An 18,412-nucleotide genomic window follows, 5' to 3' on the forward strand; every position below is an offset into this window, starting at 1 on the left:
GGACACGCAACAGTTATGTCGCATGTCCTTCCTCAAAGTGCATAGACTCTTTAGCACCCCAAAATTTGACAAAGAGCCAGTAAGATGCCATAAACAGGCAACAAAAAAAGACGCTCAACTGAGCGTCTTTTAGCTTGGTGCCGGAGGTGGGACTTGAACCCACACGGTGTTACCCGCTTGATTTTGAGTCAAGTGCGTCTGCCATTCCGCCACTCCGGCGCGTTCGGAACAATGACTATTATACGCAAACTTTACAAACCTGTCAACACATTTTTTACAAAAAAATTTCAAAGTCGCAAAATATATATGGTAACTTATATCTATTTCTCATAATGTGTAATTTTAATCAATAATTCACTTTACTATTTCCTATATTTCTATATAATATAAAGTACTTTTGTATCATCAGAAAGGAGATAAAAAAATATGATATCAAAGTTGAGTTTTAATGCCTTATGGAAGTACTTAGCCCCAATTATTGTGGGACTCATTGTATTTGCGATTGGCGCGCCGGAAGGCCTATCCGCAGGTGCATGGATTTTGTAAGTATTTTTGCAGCCTTAGTTGTGGGTCTTATTCTCGAACCGATGCCACCTGCTTTTATCGGTATGATTGCGATTACCTTAGCCGTTCTATTCCGTGTAGGTATGCCGGTTGTAGAAAAAGCCGGTAAAATTGTGCCTACCACAGCCGGTCAGGCAATCAATTGGGGCCTCAGCGGTTTCTCCAATGCCATCGTATGGTTAATCTTTGCCGCCTTCATGATTGGTATCGGCTATCAAAACAGTGGTCTCGGTCGCCGAATCGCCTTATTCTTAGTTCAAAAATTAGGTAAATCCTCCTTGGGTCTCGGGTATGCCATTGCTATTACCGACCTTATCTTAGCACCATTTATCCCAAGTAATGCAGCCCGTAGCGGTGGTACTATCTACCCTATCGTTTCCAGTATTTGCCCGATGTTTGACAGCTATCCGGATAAAAACCCGCGCCGTATCGGCTCCTATTTATGTTGGATCAGCTTGGCAACGACTTGTGTGTCCAGTACCTTATTCCTCACCGGCCAGGCGCCAAACCCATTGGCGGTTGAACTCGCTGCCAAATCCGGCGTTGCTACCGTTAACTGGACAAGCTGGTTCTTAGCAGTTGCACCGGTAGGCATTATCTTGTTCTTAATTACCCCAATTTTGACATACTACCTTTGCCCGCCGGAAGTTAAAGGTTCGCCTGAAATCGCCGAATGGGCCAAAGAAGAATTCCATAAATTAGGCGCCATGAGTGCTTCTGAAATCGCCATGGCGGTTATTTCCCTCATTGCCTTAACGCTTTGGATTGGTTCCTCTACTTTTGGTGTAAACCCAACCACAACGGCTTTACTAGTTATTATTCTTATGGTTCTCTTTAAAATCATCACCTGGAATGACTTCTTAGCTAACAAGCCGGCTTGGAACGTATTGACTTGGTTTGCTACCTTAGTACCAATGGCTGCGGGTCTTAAAAACGTAGGTTTCCTTGACTGGTTGGCAAAATCCGCCATAGTTACCTCGTAGGTCTCGATGTAACTATGGCGACATTAGGTATGCTTTTTGCCTTCTGTGTACTTCGTTACTTCTTCGCTTCCGGTACAGCATACGTAACTGCTATGGTTGGCTTATTTGCTACCTTGGCACTTCAAATTCCGGGTGCTGATGCCAGTCAGATTATGATTATTTTACTCTTACCAATGGGTATTATGGGTATCTTAACACCATACGGTACCGGTCATAGCCCGGTATGGTTCGCCAGCGGTTATGTAAAAGGCCCTGAATTCTGGAAATTGGGTGCCATCTTCGGTATCATCTACCTCGTTGTATTTATCGTAGTAGGTATTCCTTGGATTGAATTTATTTTGCCGAAATTAATCTAATTCAGATTATTTAAAATAACTGTCTAAAAATTAGAGTTATAGGACAAAAAGTGTGTGTAAAAAGTGCTGTAAACCTAGATAGATACTGGGTTTATAGCACTTTTATCTTTTTTTGACAAAGATAAAGGGTGGACAAAAAGTGTGTGTAAAAACATGCGTGAACCCACATAACTACTGACTAAAATGGTATTATATCTTCCTAAATAAAAACATAAATAGGAGGATGATTAATATTAAACAAGTAGTTTGCCCTGATTGTGGTCGAAAATGTATAAAACACGGTATATTGAAATCCGGTTCTCAGCGATGGTTTTGTAAGCACTGTAAAGTCGCTTTCACTAACAAAATTAACACCGATAGTCATAATCTAAAGCTGTTTTTGAAATGGTTATTTAGTAAACAATTGCAGCAGCATATGCCTGGAAGAGGGCGTACATTTAGACGTAAAACCGCTAAATTTTGGTCCATATGGTGCCTTCCACCAAAGATTGAGGAAGTATATGATGTGCTTTACTTTGACGGCATATACCTAACGCGTAAGCTCTGTGTACTTATTTGTTGTAGTAAGGACCATGTGTTAGGCTGGTATGTTTGTAGATATGAGAACTCTAGAGCTTGGCAGGCATTAATGGACCGTATTGCTCCTCCGCGTGTTGTTATCTCAGATGGCGGATCTGGATTTGCTAAGGCCTTGGCAAAGAGGTGGCCGACAAGTAACCATCAACGTTGTTTATTTCACGTTTTTGCGCAAGTAAGAAGGTATACAACTTCTGCGCCAAAAACAATAGCCGGCAAGGCCTTATATGAACTGGCAAAGCGTTTATTTAAGATTCAATCGATAGATGATGCCTATACTTGGATTGATGGATTATTAGCTTGGAGAGAAGAGTTTGATGACTTCTTACGTGAAATGACAGTCGACGAAAATGGGAATCAAAGGGCAACTCATGAACGCCTCTTAAAAGCTGAGGCAGGACTTTTACGATTAATTAGAGATGAGACTCTATTTACCTACCTGACGTTTGTAGATATTACCGTACCTACAACGAACAATCGACTGGAAGGAGGCGTTAATGCGCAACTTAGGGGGATGTTACGAGATCACAGAGGGTTATCCTTAGAAAGACGATTAAAAGCGGTCTATTGGTGGTGTTACGAGCACTCACCTAGACCGCTTCCTGTTGCTGAAATATTAAAATGTATGCCTACAGATAAAACAATCGCTGCTACTTACCGTAGGATAATGCGGAATAACCGTGTGGATAATATCTTGCCGCAATGGGGGGATGCCATTGTTTGGAATGAGTTCCATATGTCCACGGAATTTCCAATTTATTGGGATTAATTTAAAAAAGCCACACACACTTTTTGTCCTATAAGCCAAAAATTATACTCAATCAAGAACAAAAAGACCGCTCGGCCATTGCCTGAGCGGTCTTATTTTGATTAATAATGTTAAGTGGTGGAGACGAGGGGAATCGAACCCCTGTCCAAAAGTGTTGCCCCACAGACTTCTCCGAGTGCAGACGCTGTTTTAGATCTTAGCTAACTTTCGTACAACGACAAACTATATTAACCCAGCTCTGTTGTTTAACCTACTATACTAGAGCAAATATATTAGGCGAGCCCGTAGTTTGACGCCTTATCCCCGATCACGGGCAGATCAGAGTAAGACGTAGCTTATGCAGCTAATGCAAAGTTTTCTTTTGCGTTTAATTTAAAAGTTCCACCGTTTAACGGCCAAATGGAAACGCCGACTCGCTATCTGTGATACACGCACCCCTGTCGAAACCATTACGTCCCCATGTGTGCATGATTAATTATAAACAACTGTGACAGTACTGTCAAACAAAATGACGAATTTTGAACTAACGGTTTATAGGTAAAAAATCGCCAAATATAGAGCATAACGAAAACAAGTTAGTGATTCAACAAATCAGGCATTAATTTAGACGCCTCAGGTGCATTCAAAGGAACACACCTGCAGACGTCTTTTATTTTAGCTTAATAATCGCGGCTCTGTTCTTTCATGCGGCGACGAATGTCACGCTGCGCATCGCGCTCAGCCATATCCTGGCGCTTATCATAATTTTTCTTACCTGTAACGAGGCCTACAGTTACCTTAATTAAGCCATGAGCGAAGTGAAAATTAAGTGGCACCAAAGAAAAGCCTTTTTCCTTCACCTGTCCCAACAATTTATGAATTTCACTGCGATGCATCAATAATTTACGCGTACGCATCGGTTCATGGTTAAACTGATTACCCTGTTCATATGGGCTGATATGAGCCTGATAGAGGAATATTTCACCATTTTGAATGGCACAATAACTGTCTTTCAGATTAAGTCGGCCCTGGCGAATCGACTTAACTTCAGTACCGGTTAAAGCAATCCCCGCTTCATAAGTCTCATGAATGTGATAATCATGTCTGGCCTTACGATTGTCGGCGATTAAACTGGTACTGTCTTTCTTAGCTTTACTCACAAACTACCTCCTAAACTTCGGTACTGCTATTTTTTCTTACCTGATTTCTTTTTGCGGCTTACTTTTTTACTTTGTTTTTTGCTTTTAGATTTTTTGGCAAATCTGGCAAAAGCAGCCGGCGTATTATCTTCGTAATCACTTTGCCAGTTATATTTACTGTTTGTGCTCTTACGTTTACTATTCTTGCTGTCTTTTTCGCTTGCTTCACGTTTACCGGACTTTTCAGACTTAGAACTTTTACCGCTCTTACCTGCTTTACCGTTTTTACCGGTTTTACCGGACTTGCCGGAGCGCATACCGCGACTGCCTAAACCGGTTCGACGATGTTCACCGGCTAGCGATTTTTCAATCAGAGTCTGCGCATCCACTTCCCCAAGCAAGAAATCTATTTGTTTCTTATCTTTATCCGCTTTGATAAGTGTTACTTTTACTTCCTGCCCCAAATGATAGGTTCTGCCCGTACGGCGCCCAACCAGCAAGAAATGTTCTTCGTCAAAGAAATAATAATCATCATCCATGGTAGCAATATGAACTAAGCCGTCAATACCATTTTCAAGCTCTACAAACATCCCAAATGATGTGATGGAGCTGATTTTACCGTCAAAGACTTCGCCGATAAACGGTTCCATGTATTGAACTTTTTTAAGATCATTTGTATCGCGTTCCGCAGCTACGGCAATTTGTTCCTGAATCGAACAATGGTCGGCCGCTTTCGCCAAATAATCCTCCATATCATCGTATTTATTATAGCCATCGCCCCAGTGTAACCGTTTTTTGAGCAAACGATGAACAATTAAGTCCGGATAACGACGGATTGGCGATGTAAAGTGGGTATAACAAGCGGACGCCAAACCAAAGTGTCCCACATTGACTGCCGAATAACGCGCCTGCTGCATGGAGCGCAAGGTCATAATCTGCGCAATCGGTTCAATGTCAGTGCCGGCTATACTGTCTAAGAACTTCTGAATATCTCTTGGTTCAACATGGCTGTCGGCCAAATGGAACGGTTTGCCTAAATAGGTAACAACCGTCTGTAAAGCTTGTAACTTTTCTTCACTTGGCTGCTCATGAATACGATAAATCCCCGGTTTATGAGTGTCACGTAAATAGCAAGCTACCGTTTCATTGGCAATCAGCATACAAGCTTCAATGATTTTTTCAGCAATAGTACGGTCTTTACGTACAATCTTGAGTGGTGTACCATCTTCGGCCAACAGAATCTTGTATTCAGGGAATTCAAAGGAAATGGCACCGGATTTTTCACGCATGGCAATTAAAATCTTGGCCACTTCGTGAAGTTCATGCACCATTGGCATCAATGGCAACAAATCGTCGGGAATGATGCTTTGAGTCAATGCTTTATATATTTCGGGATAGCTGCAACGACGATCCACGCGAATGACGGACGGACTGATTTGGAAGTCCACCACACGGCCTGCATGGTTGATTTCCATAATGCAGCTCATGGCATAGCGATCTTCTTTGGCATTCAAACTACAAATACCGTTGGACAATTTAGTCGGTAACATCGGTACAACACGGTCAACCAAATACACACTGGTACCACGTTTATAGGCTTCTTTGTCGAGCTGTGTATTGCCCCGTACGTAATGACTTACATCGGCAATGTGAACACCTAATTTATAATGACCGTTGGCCAGCTGTTTACAACTTACCGCATCGTCCAAATCTTTAGCATCTTCGCCGTCGATAGTAATCATCGGCACCTCGCGTAAGTCAAGACGTTTACCGCCCAGGGCTACATCAAAGGATACGCGATCCGCTTCTTTTAAAACCGCCTCAGGAAATGAAAACGGAATTTTATGCTGCGCCATTACGCAGTTAATATCCACACCTACGTCGCCCTTATAACCTAAAATGGACGTAATTTTACCTTCCGGCTGGCGTCCTTTAGCATCAGGCCAACGAGTAATTTCCACCAATACTTTAGCCCCGCTGCGCGCTTCCATAGTATCAGGCAAAGCTACATAGATATCATCAACTAAGCGTTCATCATCAGGCGTTACAAAGCCAAACATCTGTTGGCGATCATAAGTCCCTACAATGGATGTATTCACATGTTGAATCACTTTTTCCACACGGCCTTCATGGCGCTGTTCGCCGATACGACCGAAGCGGAAAAAATGTACCAAAACTTTATCATTATGCATGGCACCGTTACGATCGCCGGCACCGATATTTACTTCATGTTGCCCCGTCTCGTCAATAACAAGCCCGCGGCCGTTACGAAGGCTCTTATAAATACCTTCAAACTCTCTTACTTCCTCAATTTTTAATGCTGTTTTTTCAGCCTTGTCGATGAATTTGTAGTAGTCGCCGGGCCGTGCTTCTAATAAGCCCGCTTCGGTAAGCGCTTCCACATCTCCCATAAAGGCTTCCAACTCTTCAGACCCTTTTATGCCCAAAATATATGCTGCATCTTCGATATGATACGCTTCCGGACTAATGGCCTTAAAAAACGCTAAAATCTTATCTTTCATCTCTTCCATAGCTTTATACCCCTACCAAAAAAGCCTGCACAAGGCAGGCTCGCTATTAATATTGATTCAAGTAAATCCCTAAGAATAAGCTCAAGATGGCAAAAATAATCCCCAACACGATAGTACATTTCGACAATAAACCGTCGATACCACGTGCTTTACCGCCAAATACGGAGTCAGCCGCACCACTTACGGCGCCGCCCATACCGGCACTTTTACTGGATTGTAATACAACCACCATAATCAATAAAATAGCAACTACCACTTCTGCAAACATCAAGAAATTTCTCACAATTGTCATCCTTCCTAAGGCTCATTCTTTTTCGCCAATTCACTGCGATGTTCCAAATACTTTTCTAATTTACGCTTTACGCGTTGCAATGCATTATCAATGGATTTGACACTGCGGTGATATTCAGCGGCAATTTCATTATACGACTTGCCGTCTAAGTACCCCATCAGCACTTTGCCTTCCAAATCACTTAATATAGATCCCATTTTTGCTTCAATATCGGAAAATTCTTCCCGATTAATGAATAATTCTTCAGGATCCGTACCCTGGCCTTCCACTAATACGTCCATCAAGGTTCGTTCCGTCTCATCCGCATAAATCGGCTTATTCAGCGAAATATAGGAATTGAGCGGAATATGTTTTTGCCGCGTCGCGGTTTTAATAGCCGTAATAATTTGCCGTGTTACACATAACTCGGCAAAGGCCTTAAACGACGCCAGTCGGTCCCCTTTAAAATCGCGCGTAGCTTTATAGAGGCCAATCATGCCCTCTTGGATAATGTCCTCTTTATCAGCACCGATTAAAAAATAAGACCGTGCCTTGGCACGCACAAAATTTTTATATTTATCCACAAGATAGTCCACCGCTAAGTGGTCATCTTGTTCTTGCGCTAATTTACAAATTTGTTCATCTGTTAAATCTACATAACGACGGTACTCATCATTTACGCGTGGATTAACGCACATGCCGACCTCCCACTCTGCCGGATTCGCAGAACCTTACTAATGTATCTCTCATTATACTTGATAGCCCTCGGTTCTGCAAGGTCATTTCTTCCCTCGACGCAAGGTTTCCCACTGCTTAGCTACTTCACCATCAATTTGATGTCCCAGTTCATTACGCTGTAATTGCAAACTATCTCGGTTGTGAAGCCCTTTGTAATAACGCTGTTCGTCAATTTTAGCCCGTTCAACCTGGGCTTTTAACTCACGCGCGGAGATACGCAAAGCACCAAAACCGAGTACTTGGCTCTGTTCCGCATAATCAGAGGTGCATACATATACATTGGCATAGGTGTTTTTAAAAGTGAAAACGGTCCGTTCAATATAAGAGTCCGCTGTTTCCCCATCAGCCGTATACACTTCCAAAAAATCATCGGTAATAAACTCTTCGGCACTGCCGGGATGGGCATATTTACCGTCAAATACCAGTATAACACGGTAACCCTTATGTTTACCGTAATTTTGAAGCATATGCTTAATTCGCGACCGGGCATGTTCCAAGGAACTTTTACTGATTTTCTTCAGTTCCGGCCACGCAAATATAACATTATACCCGTCAACAATTAAAATATCTTCTCTCATGTCGGAGCCTCACTCCTTTTATTGACGCTGCCGAACCGCTTCATACATCAAAATAGCCGCCGCTACCGATGCATTTAATGAGTTAATACGACCGTACATAGGAATCGTTACGAGAAAATCACAGCGCTCTTTAGTAAGGCGACTAAGCCCTTTCCCTTCATTGCCGATAACGAGCACTAAAGGACTCGTCAAATCGGCCTGATACAAGGTTTGCTGACCTTCCATGTGAGCACCGAGAACCCAAAAGCCTTGCTTTTTAAGTTCTTCAATTGTCTGTGCCACATTGCCAACCTGCACTAACGGAATAGATTCTAAAGCACCGGCCGACGTTTTGGCAACGGTAGCATTAATCGGAGCTGTATGGCGCTTCGGAATTAAAACGGCCGTAGCACCGCAACATTCGGCAGTTCGAATGATTGCCCCCATATTATGAGGATCTTCAATGCCATCCAACAAGATTAAAAGTGGCGCTTTATCAGAAGACCAATTTTGAAGCACTTCACCTAAATCGGCAAATTTAACCGGTGCCGCCAAAGCCACGACCCCTTGATGAACCACACCGTCAGCGTATTTACTAAGCTGTTTGTCATCCACCCGGCGCAGCTCAATTCCTTTATCCTTAGCCAACCCTATGATTTCCTGTAAGGAGCCCTGCACCTTATCATTCGTAATAAACAAACGCTGAATGGTTCGTCCCGATCGCAAAGCTTCACGTACCGCATTGCGTCCTACAATATAATCACTCATGATATGTCTCCTTTACTCTATCATAACGCATCTAACTCATACTGTCCAAAGTATACCAAAATGCAGCTTTCATCAAAGTCTGTAGTCGCTCGTTCTGACCCGAACGATATAAATAGCCAAGTACTGCTTCAAAGGCTGTACTGGCACGATATTCTTGTACGGTGGCACTTTTCGGTACATGTACATTACTATTACGAGCTCGTTTAGCCACCTGTTTTTCCATATCCGTTAAATAGTCTGACTCTTCCCACGCATGGAGAACCTTTGACTGTGCCTTAGCACAAATGCACTCCGTAACCAGGTTATGTAATACCTGAACCTTAGAAATGCCCGCTTCCGTCATGCGCTCGCGGATATAGAGCGAATACACGGCATCGCCTATATAGGCAAGCATGAGGGAATCCTCAGCTTCAGCCGGTACAATTCCCTCATGCGTAGTTGTTGCTTTTAATTTTTCAATAGCCGTGGCTCGTAAAAATTGATAGCGCTTAAAGTTCACGTTTCTTCCACCGTGCCCCTTGCGGCGAATCTTCAATTACGATACCGATATTGCCCAATTCATCACGAATGGCATCGGCTAAGTCCCAAAGTTTCTGTTCACGGGCATTTTGACGAACATTCAAGATTACTTGCATTAACTGTTCGTATTCTTCAGCGCCGGCACCGCCTTGTGGACCTTCCCAAGCCTGTTCCAAAATACCGATGATATCAGTCATCATCTTGAAGATGTCACGTACTTCTGCTAATGTTTCATGGCAAACTTTACCGTTGCAGTTTTGTACTGCTTGGTAGTAAATGTTGATTTCTTTAGCCAAGCCGAACATTGGCGCTCCGGCAAGTGCCGTATTGAAGTCATCGGACATAGCTTCTTCAAATTCTTCCGCATATTTGCGAGCATTATCGAGTAATGCTTTTGCTTCGTCATCACATTCGCCTTCTTCTTGGTTTTCCAAGTATAAAAGGTTCTGAATAGCCGTTGTCATGCGTTCTAAGGATTTATTGGCTTCTTCCAAGCGTTCATCGCTGAAATCAAGCGGGCTGCGATAATGAGTGCTCATCAAGAAATAGCGAAGTGCATCAGGACTGTATTCTTTCAAAATATCTTTTACCAAGAAGAAGTTGTTCAAAGATTTACTCATCTTTTCTTGGTTAATGGTAATGAAACCATTATGCAACCAGTAACGTACAGACGGATGGTGACCGGTGCAGCCTTCAGACTGAGCAATTTCGTTTTCATGATGAGGGAAAATCAAATCGCTGCCGCCGCCATGGAAGTCAAATTCTTCACCCAAGTATTTGTTGCTCATGGTAGAGCATTCAATATGCCATCCCGGACGACCGTTACCCCATGGGCTTTCCCAATAAGGTTCACCCGGTTTAGCGCTCTTCCAAAGGGCAAAGTCCATCGGATTCTGTTTGCGGTCATCTACGTCTACACGAGCGCCCGCTTCCATATCATCCAAAGTACGGCCCGATAATTTGCCGTAATCTTCGAATTTTTCAACACTGTAGTATACGTCGCCGTCCAATTCGTAAGCAAAACCTTTTTTAATCAACGTAGCAATCATTTCAATGATTTCGTCAATGTGTTCGGATACACGCGGATATACATCAGCATGCTTAACGTGAAGGGCATCCATAACTTCAAAATAGGAATCGATATAGCGATTGGCAATCGTATCCCAGGACACACCTTCCCCATTAGATGTGTTAATAATTTTATCGTCCACGTCTGTAAAGTTCTGTACATACGTCACTTTATAGCCTACATGTGTCAAATAGCGACGAATTACATCCCAGGTAACAAAAGGACGAGCATTACCGATATGAGGGTGGTTGTACGGCGTTACGCCACATACGTAAATCTTAGCTTCTCCCTCCTTTACCGGCTTAAATACTTCTTTTTCTCTTGTCATCGTATTGTATACTTTAATTTCTCTCATCGCTACCGATGCCTCTCTTCCGTTAAAATATAAAAAGCCACCATCTCATTACAGAGACGGTGGCCCGCGGTTCCACTCTGTTAAGTACTGATAGCACTCTCTCCAACGCATAACGGGCGTATCCGAACAAACTTACTCTATTCAGCCTGTTAACTCCCGAATGCATTTCCCTTGGCTATACTTAAACCCTTCCACCAGTTAGTTCTCGCTGTAAAGTTAGTCACAAAGTACTTCTTTCGTTCATCGTCTTTAATAACAATTTTATTCGATATATAGAGAATAATATCATAAAACCCTTATAAAGTCAATGTATTACGACTAATTCTATACAAATTATACGGCTAAAATTTAATCGTGTGCAAGTGGTTCCGTTATATTTAATTTTCTAATTATTTCGCCTGTTATTTTGCTCTTATTTGGCTGCCGTGGCAATATTAACAATCGTCTTAACCGCTAACTCCATATGTTCAACACAAGCGTATTCGTGAGGACCGTGAAGGTTTTCCACGCCGGTAAACAAATTAGGTGTCGGAATACCCATAAAGGAAATTTTAGATCCGTCAGTGCCGCCGCGAATCGGCTGAATAAGCGGTTTAACACCGGCTTTTTCCATAGCTGCTTTCGCAATATCTACACATTCCATATGATCTTTAATGATATCGTACATATTGTAATATTGATCTTTAAGTGTCAAGGTGACTACTTCACGACCGTAACGTTCGTTCAATACTTTGGCAGCCAGCACGAATAATTGTTTTTTGGCTTCAAAGAAGGAACGGTCGTGGTCACGAATGATGTATTTCATGGTGCCTGATTCTACACCCGTTTCATTGCTTGCAAGCATGATAAAGCCTTCATGGTCTTCCGTTAATTCAGGAACAGCGGCTTGTGGCAATAAACGATCAAATTCCATGGCCAATTTATTGCAGTTAATCATGGTATTCTTTGCAGAGCCCGGATGCACGGATATACCGTGTAATTCAACGGTAGCAGAAGCGGCATTGAATGTTTCGTATTCCAATTCACCAAGGCGGGTACCGTCAATGGTGTACGCAAAATCTACCGGAAAATCTTTTACGTCAAATAAATCTGCACCGCGCCCAATTTCTTCGTCAGGTCCGAAAGCACACATAATAAGACCATGCTTGATGTCCGGATTTTCTTTCAAATAACGTAACGCTTCCATGATTTCCACGATGCCCGCTTTGTCATCGCCGCCAAGCAAGGTGGTGCCGTCAGTAACAATTAAAGTTTTGCCTTTATAATTGGCTAAATTAGGAAAATCGGCAACACGGCTGTAGATACCTTTTGCTTCATTGAGCAATATATCCTGCCCGTCATAGTCTTTGATAATACGCGGGGTAATGTTTTCCGCATTATAATCAGCTGTATCCATGTGAGCAATAAAGCCGATGGCCGGTACCTGGTCGTTGGTATTAGCCGGTAAAGCACCAATAACAAACCCGTTCTTTTCGTTGATTTTCACATCACTTAAGCCCAGTTCTTCCAAATCCGCTTTCAATACTTTGGCAAACTCAACCTGAGTCTGAGTACTCGGTACTGAAGTAGCCGCTTCATCAGAGCGCGTGTTTGTTTTAGTGTACCGCAAAAAACGTTCAACCATAGATTCCATATTATAGCCTCCTTTAAAAAAAGAAAGAATATAAAAAAGAGTACGGGAGGAAACCTCCCGTACTCAAAAATTGACCGTCAATAAAGGATGTAACCTACTAAATACAATCAATTATAACTGACTGATAGCCGCATCAAGGCGTGCCAACGTCTTTTCTTTACCAAACAAGGTGATAATGTAATTCAAATCAGGGCCGTGCATTTGACCGGTCGTAGCGATACGAATCGGCATAAATACGAATTTCCCTTTCAATTTGGTTTCTTTCATAATACCTTTGATGGTAGCTTTTACTACATCCGGCGTAATTTCGTCCAAATCCGCTACGGCTGCACGGAATGCATTGAGCACGGTCGGACAAGATTCTTCAGCCAATACCGCTTTAATTTCTTCAGCGTGTTCGGCATCCGGAGCCTCCATATCTTCAAAGATTAGTTTTGCTTCTTCTTTAATCTGAGCACCGAAGCTGATGTGGTCTTTTAAGCATACACAAAGCATGATGAGTTTAGCTTTTTCCGCTTCATCAGGGTTTTCAGAAGCATAACCGGCTTCCTGCAAATGAGGCAAGCATAATTCGTATAATTCTTCATCGGATAAATTCTTCATGTAGTTGAAGTTAATCCAATTTAATTTATCGATATCAAACACGGCCGGATTCTTAGCTACACGGTCCATGGAGAAGTTTTGAATCAACTCTTCCTGTGTAAATAATTCCTGTTCACCGTCCGGTGCCCAACCGAGCAATGCCAAGAAGTTATCGATGGCTTCCGGCAAGTAACCGAGCTGACGATACTGATCAACGGAAGTAGCACCGTGACGTTTACTCATCTTCTTGTAATCTTTACCAAGGATTAAGGAAATGTGACCGAAAGTCGGCACTTCCCAGCCCAAAGCATTATAAATTGCAATCTGACGCGGCGTATTGGAAAGATGTTCTTCCGCACGAATTACGTGAGTTACTTCCATGGTATGATCGTCAATAACTACAGCGTAGTTATAAACGGGAATCCCGTCGGATTTTACAATAACGAAATCACCAACGCCATTGGATTCAAAGGACACATGACCACGCACCATGTCATCAAAGGCAATGGTCTGATTCAAAGGCACACGCAAACGAACCGTGTGTTTACGGCCTTCTTTTTCATATTCAGCGATTTGTTCTTCTGTTAAATGGCTGCAATGACCGTTGTATTTAGGTGTTTCACCGCGTTCTAATTGTTCCTGACGTACCGCTTCCAATTCTTCTTCGGTGCAGTAACAACGATAAGCTTTATCTTCATCCAATAAACGCTGCGTTACTTCATTATAAATATCGAGACGTTCAGTCTGACGATACGGACCGTGTTCACCGCCTACGTCAATACCTTCATCCCAATCCATGCCGAGCCATTTAAGAGCGGCTTTAATATTCTCTTCGCTTTCACGCGTAGAACGCGCCAAATCTGTATCTTCAATACGCAGAAGGAATGTACCTCCTTCTTTACGTGCCAATAGCCAGTTGAAAAGGGCTGAACGGGCACCACCGATATGGAAAGGTCCTGTCGGACTTGGTGCAAATCGTACCTTCATCTTTGCCATGTTTATATCCGCTCCTTTACTTAATACATTTTATTTATAGGGTGACAGGTTGCTAATGATTAGGCTTTATAAAGCGTTACTACCGCCTGAGCAGCCAAACCTTCCTTGCGACCAAACGCCCCCATCTTCTCATGAGTCGTTGCTTTTACACTGATAAAATCTTCACCAATCCCTAAGGCACCGGCCAGATTTTCCTTCATAGCCCCGATATGCGGCTTTAATTTAGGCGCTTCCGCAATGACCATAACATCTACATTATACGCCTTAAATCCTTTTTCGTGTAGTAGTTTCACAACACGGCGCAATAATTCCATACTTGAAATACCTTTGAACGCATCATCTTCCGGCGGAAACCAATACCCGATATCGGGTAAACCGGCCGCTCCCAATAAAGCATCCATCAAAGCATGAATCAATACATCCGCATCACTGTGGCCATCAGGGCCGAATTCACTCTCGATTTGTACACCGCCCAAAATACAAGGTCTGCCTGTTTTAAAACGATGTACATCATAACCGAAGCCTACTCGCATCATAGGTTCTGTCACTCCTAAATATTGCTTAGCTCTTATAATATCCTCGGGGGTTGTGAGTTTACAATTGGTATAATCACTCAGTACGATATGAACCGGTTTACCTTGATGCTCTACCAAAGATACATCATCAGTCCCCAAGAAGTCAGTCTCAGCCGCGTAGGCCTGTGCGTCCATGAGCCATTGACGCTGAAAACCTTGTGGTGTTTGAACCGCATATAACTCACTGCGTTTGAGCGTCTGTGTAACCAATAAATCGTCCGACACGCGTTTAATCGTATCGATGACCGGTACAGCGGCTACCGCTGCGCCATACTCATCAGCAGCTTTAGCCACAGCCGTGAATAATTCCGGTTTTGCCATGGGACGTGCCCCATCATGGACCAAAATAATATCCGCTGACTCACTGACAGCCAATGTGCCGGCTCGCACCGAATCTTGACGCTCTTTGCCACCCGCTACAATACGCGGCTCCCAAGGCAATTGGCCCATAGCCGCCACTTCTTTGGCAATAACAGGCTCTTCACCGGCAGCAGCTACAATTATCACTTCCGAAATATCAGCCACTGCCGTCATATGATGCAAATTCCATTGCAACACGGAATAATTTCCAAGCTGCAAAAATATTTTGTTAGCCTCGCATTTCATCCGTTTACCGGCGCCGGCGGCTAATAAAATACAGCTGATCATTCTTTAGTTCCTTTCGCCCGCGCAAAAATCATACGACCTGCACTGGTCTGTAATACTGACGTAACCATAACATCAATGGACGTATCCACATATTGGGCCCCGTTTTCAATAACAATCATCGTACCGTCATCTAAATAAGCGACACCTTGATTATCTTCCTTGCCCTCTTTAATAACCTGGACACGAATCCATTCGCCCGGAATCATGGCCGGTTTCAATGCATTGGCCAAATCATTTAAGTTAAGTACTTCGATGCCTTGCAAGCTGGCTACTTTATTCAAGTTAAAATCATTCGTTACAATTTTCCACTTTTTGTCCAAAGCAAGACGCATCAATTTGGAGTCTACTTCTGTAATATCCTCAAAATCATCGGCAATTACTTTGATGGCGATTATCTCTTTTTGTTGCATGCTTTGCAAAATATCGAGCCCGCGACGACCGCGATTACGCTTCAACACATCGGCTGAGTCGGAAATATGTTGCAATTCTTCAAGCACGAATAAAGGCACTACTAAAGGCCCTTCCAAAAAGCCCGTTTCACACAATTCGGCAATACGACCGTCAATAATAACCGACGTATCCAATAACTTTGCTACCGATACCGATTCAAATTCAGAGATAACCGGTATTGCCGCCTGTTCGCTGTCTTTAGGTACAACGTCTTTTTTCTTATCTTTTGCCACTGTGCGGCTCTGCAACCAGTTGGCATAGAGCTCCGGTCCTTTGCGCGATGCCAAACGCATCCCGATATAACCGAAGATAGCACTTAAAATAATAGGAATATACGAACCGATAATCGGAACGCGATAAAATGCCAAGCCAATAAGATTTGCTATTATAAGTCCAAAAAGTAATCCGGCTGTGCCGGCCATTAATTCCTGATTAGGTACACGGGATAAGAGACTTTCAATTCTTCTGGCCAATTTTAACCCCTGATTAATAATCGGCAAAGCGATAACAAAGCCGATTAGAGCACCAATTAAGCCGCCCAAAGCTAAGGCTAAAATTTTAATTATGGAAATACCGAAGAAGCCCATTGTCCAGAACTTCACATCAATAATCGGTTCCCATACGGGCATGAAATTGTCCGTCAACATATAACCCATAATCCCAACCAATAAGGCTATGACATAACGTAAAATCTTATATACCATTCATTTCACCTCCTTTCACTGTGTACACCTATATTGTACATTAAAATTATAAATAAATCATTAAATCATTATTAAAAAAGCTGTCAAAATACGAGTTGCATCGCTTCTTGTACCGTGGTAACGCCGTGAATCGTAATATCCTTGCGGTTCGTCTTCACCTGTTTCGCATTCCCCGCCGGCACTACAAAACGAGTAAAACCCATTTTGGCGGCTTCCGCAATACGCTGTTCAATACGTGGTATACTGCGGATGTTACCGGTCAAGCCTACTTCACCGAGAATCACCATATCGGCCGGTACCGGACGATTTTTTAAATTCGACACGATAGCCACGGCCACCGATAAATCACAAGCCGGTTCATTCACCTTTAAGCCGCCGATAACATTAACGTACACGTCTTTATTTCCCAGTGTCAGATTACAACGTTTTTCAAGAACGGCTAAGAGAATAATAAGACGATTTAAATCATAACCAATGGACGTACGGCGCGGCATACCGAAAGCGGTCGTTGCCACGAGGCTTTGCACTTCAACGAGAATCGGTCGAATCCCTTCCAAATAGGCCATAACAGCGGAACCTGTTTCTTCTTCCGTCCGTTCCGCCAATAAGGTCGCCGATGGATTAATAAGCTCCGCAAGGCCCTCCTCTTCCATGACAAAAAGACCCGATTCCGAGGTAGACCCGAAACGGTTTTTAATGCCGCGCAAAATACGGAACTGATAAGACCGTTCCCCTTCAAAATAGAGCACTACATCCACCATGTGCTCCAACATACGCGGCCCGGCAATATTACCTTCTTTAGTCACATGACCGATGATAATAACCGGCACGCCCTGCTCTTTGGCAAAGCGGAGTAAACGAGCCGTACATTCGCGCACCTGCCCCACACTGCCCGGCGTCGAATCGAGAGCGTCTGTAAACATAGTCTGAATCGAGTCAATGACAAGAAGGGACGGCTTATGTTGACTTGCTTCTTGCAAAATAGAGTCCAAATTAGTATCCGCCATAACCGCTAAGTTTTGCCCTTGAATGCCCAAGCGTTCAGCCCTAAGCTTTAACTGCATCTGCGATTCTTCGCCCGACGCATAGAGCACCTTACCATGAGTATCGGCGATTTTACCCGATACTTGTAAAAGAATCGTCGATTTACCGATGCCCGGATCGCCGCCTAATAAAATGAGCGCTCCCGGCACGATACCGCCGCCCAATACGCGATCAATCTCACCGTAACCGGTGGATATACGCGGTGAATCTTCCGTTTTTATATCCGCAAGCGCCACCGGCTTAGTAGCCGCCTTGTCTACCGGCGCATAAGAGGCGGTTCCCTTTTGCTTCGTTTCACGGACTACTTCTTCTACCAATGTATTCCATTGACCGCACTGCGGACATTTACCGAGCCAACGGGCCGATTCCGCACCGCAATTATTACAAAAATATGCTGTCTTAACCTTTGCCATAGATTCCCTTTCTTTATATACTCGTAAATCAACTTCAAATTGAGAACCTTTTTTTCATAATTATTTATAAAAAAAATCACGAACACCATTTAAATAGTATTCGTGATTTTTAGTGCAATATCCTTCAAACAGAGGAGTAATTTTTCATGAATAAATTGGTAAATCGGCGTTATAATCAACCAAATCTGTAACT

The 18,412-nt window shown here is 43.1% G+C and carries 14 protein-coding genes, 1 tRNA gene, 1 other RNA gene, 1 pseudogene and 1 other annotated feature; of the genes and pseudogenes, 2 read left to right on the top strand and 15 right to left on the bottom strand.

The features are described 5' to 3' along the window. Window positions 1–135: 135 nt before the first annotated feature. Window positions 136–219 (bottom strand) — tRNA-Leu (locus MXE28_RS08205). A gap of 207 nt (window positions 220–426) precedes the next feature. Here MXE28_RS08205 and MXE28_RS08210 point away from each other — a divergent pair. Then, window positions 427–1,903: pseudogene (locus tag MXE28_RS08210) on the top strand (DASS family sodium-coupled anion symporter). A 232-nt stretch (window positions 1,904–2,135) separates the two neighbouring features. Further along, the gene (locus MXE28_RS08215; RefSeq protein ID WP_247240033.1) at window positions 2,136–3,248 is read left to right on the top strand and encodes an IS1249 family transposase; all 1,113 of its coding nucleotides are present in this window, start codon (window positions 2,136–2,138) and stop codon (window positions 3,246–3,248) included. A 115-nt stretch (window positions 3,249–3,363) separates the two neighbouring features. On the opposite strand, the gene ssrA is transcribed toward MXE28_RS08215, so the two are convergent. The 14 genes from ssrA to radA form a co-directional block, all read right to left on the bottom strand. After that, window positions 3,364–3,707, bottom strand: a transfer-messenger RNA (tmRNA) gene (gene ssrA / locus MXE28_RS08220). Window positions 3,708–3,907: 200 nt separating this feature from the next. Further along, window positions 3,908–4,387 carry an SsrA-binding protein SmpB gene (gene smpB, locus MXE28_RS08225; protein ID WP_021842440.1) on the bottom strand — a complete coding sequence of 160 codons (480 nt, stop codon included), beginning with the start codon at window positions 4,385–4,387 and terminating at the stop codon, window positions 3,908–3,910. A 26-nt stretch (window positions 4,388–4,413) separates the two neighbouring features. Beyond that, window positions 4,414–6,888, bottom strand: a complete 2,475-nt coding sequence (gene rnr / locus MXE28_RS08230) for a ribonuclease R (protein WP_308694432.1) — start codon at window positions 6,886–6,888, stop codon at window positions 4,414–4,416. A gap of 55 nt (window positions 6,889–6,943) precedes the next feature. Continuing rightward, window positions 6,944–7,180: a preprotein translocase subunit SecG gene (gene secG, locus MXE28_RS08235; protein WP_127058512.1), complete on the bottom strand. Its 237-nt coding sequence runs from the start codon at window positions 7,178–7,180 to the stop codon at window positions 6,944–6,946. A 14-nt stretch (window positions 7,181–7,194) separates the two neighbouring features. Continuing rightward, window positions 7,195–7,866, bottom strand: coding sequence for an RNA polymerase sporulation sigma factor SigH (sigH, locus tag MXE28_RS08240; protein ID WP_021842443.1), 672 nt, complete (start codon window positions 7,864–7,866; stop codon window positions 7,195–7,197). An 81-nt stretch (window positions 7,867–7,947) separates the two neighbouring features. After that, window positions 7,948–8,484, bottom strand: a complete 537-nt coding sequence (locus MXE28_RS08245; RefSeq protein WP_021842444.1) for an NYN domain-containing protein — start codon at window positions 8,482–8,484, stop codon at window positions 7,948–7,950. A gap of 18 nt (window positions 8,485–8,502) precedes the next feature. Further along, entirely contained in the window at window positions 8,503–9,231 is a 729-nt protein-coding gene (rlmB, locus tag MXE28_RS08250) for a 23S rRNA (guanosine(2251)-2'-O)-methyltransferase RlmB (protein ID WP_021842445.1), read from the bottom strand. A gap of 31 nt (window positions 9,232–9,262) precedes the next feature. Beyond that, window positions 9,263–9,730: a ribonuclease III domain-containing protein gene (locus MXE28_RS08255; protein ID WP_021842446.1), complete on the bottom strand. Its 468-nt coding sequence runs from the start codon at window positions 9,728–9,730 to the stop codon at window positions 9,263–9,265. Further along, window positions 9,720–11,174 (bottom strand): cysteine--tRNA ligase, encoded by a 1,455-nt coding sequence (gene cysS / locus MXE28_RS08260; RefSeq protein ID WP_021842447.1) that lies wholly within the window; start codon window positions 11,172–11,174, stop codon window positions 9,720–9,722. The genes MXE28_RS08255 and cysS overlap by 11 nt, the downstream gene beginning before the upstream one ends. A 49-nt stretch (window positions 11,175–11,223) precedes the next feature. Then, window positions 11,224–11,427, bottom strand: a binding site (T-box leader). Window positions 11,428–11,586: 159 nt separating this feature from the next. Then, window positions 11,587–12,807 (bottom strand): peptidase T, encoded by a 1,221-nt coding sequence (pepT, locus tag MXE28_RS08265; protein ID WP_226974270.1) that lies wholly within the window; start codon window positions 12,805–12,807, stop codon window positions 11,587–11,589. A gap of 111 nt (window positions 12,808–12,918) precedes the next feature. Then, on the bottom strand, window positions 12,919–14,385 hold the full coding sequence (gene gltX, locus MXE28_RS08270) for a glutamate--tRNA ligase (RefSeq protein ID WP_021842449.1): 1,467 nt from the start codon (window positions 14,383–14,385) through the stop codon (window positions 12,919–12,921). 59 nt (window positions 14,386–14,444) lie between these two features. Then, a complete protein-coding gene (gene ispD / locus MXE28_RS08275) occupies window positions 14,445–15,608 on the bottom strand; it encodes a 2-C-methyl-D-erythritol 4-phosphate cytidylyltransferase (RefSeq protein ID WP_247240029.1) in 1,164 nt (387 codons plus the stop codon). After that, complete coding sequence (locus MXE28_RS08280; RefSeq protein ID WP_156705793.1) at window positions 15,605–16,762, bottom strand: PIN domain-containing protein; 1,158 nt, start codon at window positions 16,760–16,762, stop codon at window positions 15,605–15,607. Before MXE28_RS08280 ends, ispD begins: the two co-directional genes overlap by 4 nt. Window positions 16,763–16,845: 83 nt before the next feature. Further along, the gene (radA, locus tag MXE28_RS08285) at window positions 16,846–18,219 is read right to left on the bottom strand and encodes a DNA repair protein RadA (RefSeq protein WP_021842452.1); all 1,374 of its coding nucleotides are present in this window, start codon (window positions 18,217–18,219) and stop codon (window positions 16,846–16,848) included. Between the last annotated feature and the right edge of the window lie 193 nt (window positions 18,220–18,412).

Origin of the sequence: Veillonella sp. KGMB01456 (genome assembly GCF_023051165.1) — a bacterium.
GTDB lineage: Bacteria > Bacillota > Negativicutes > Veillonellales > Veillonellaceae > Veillonella_A.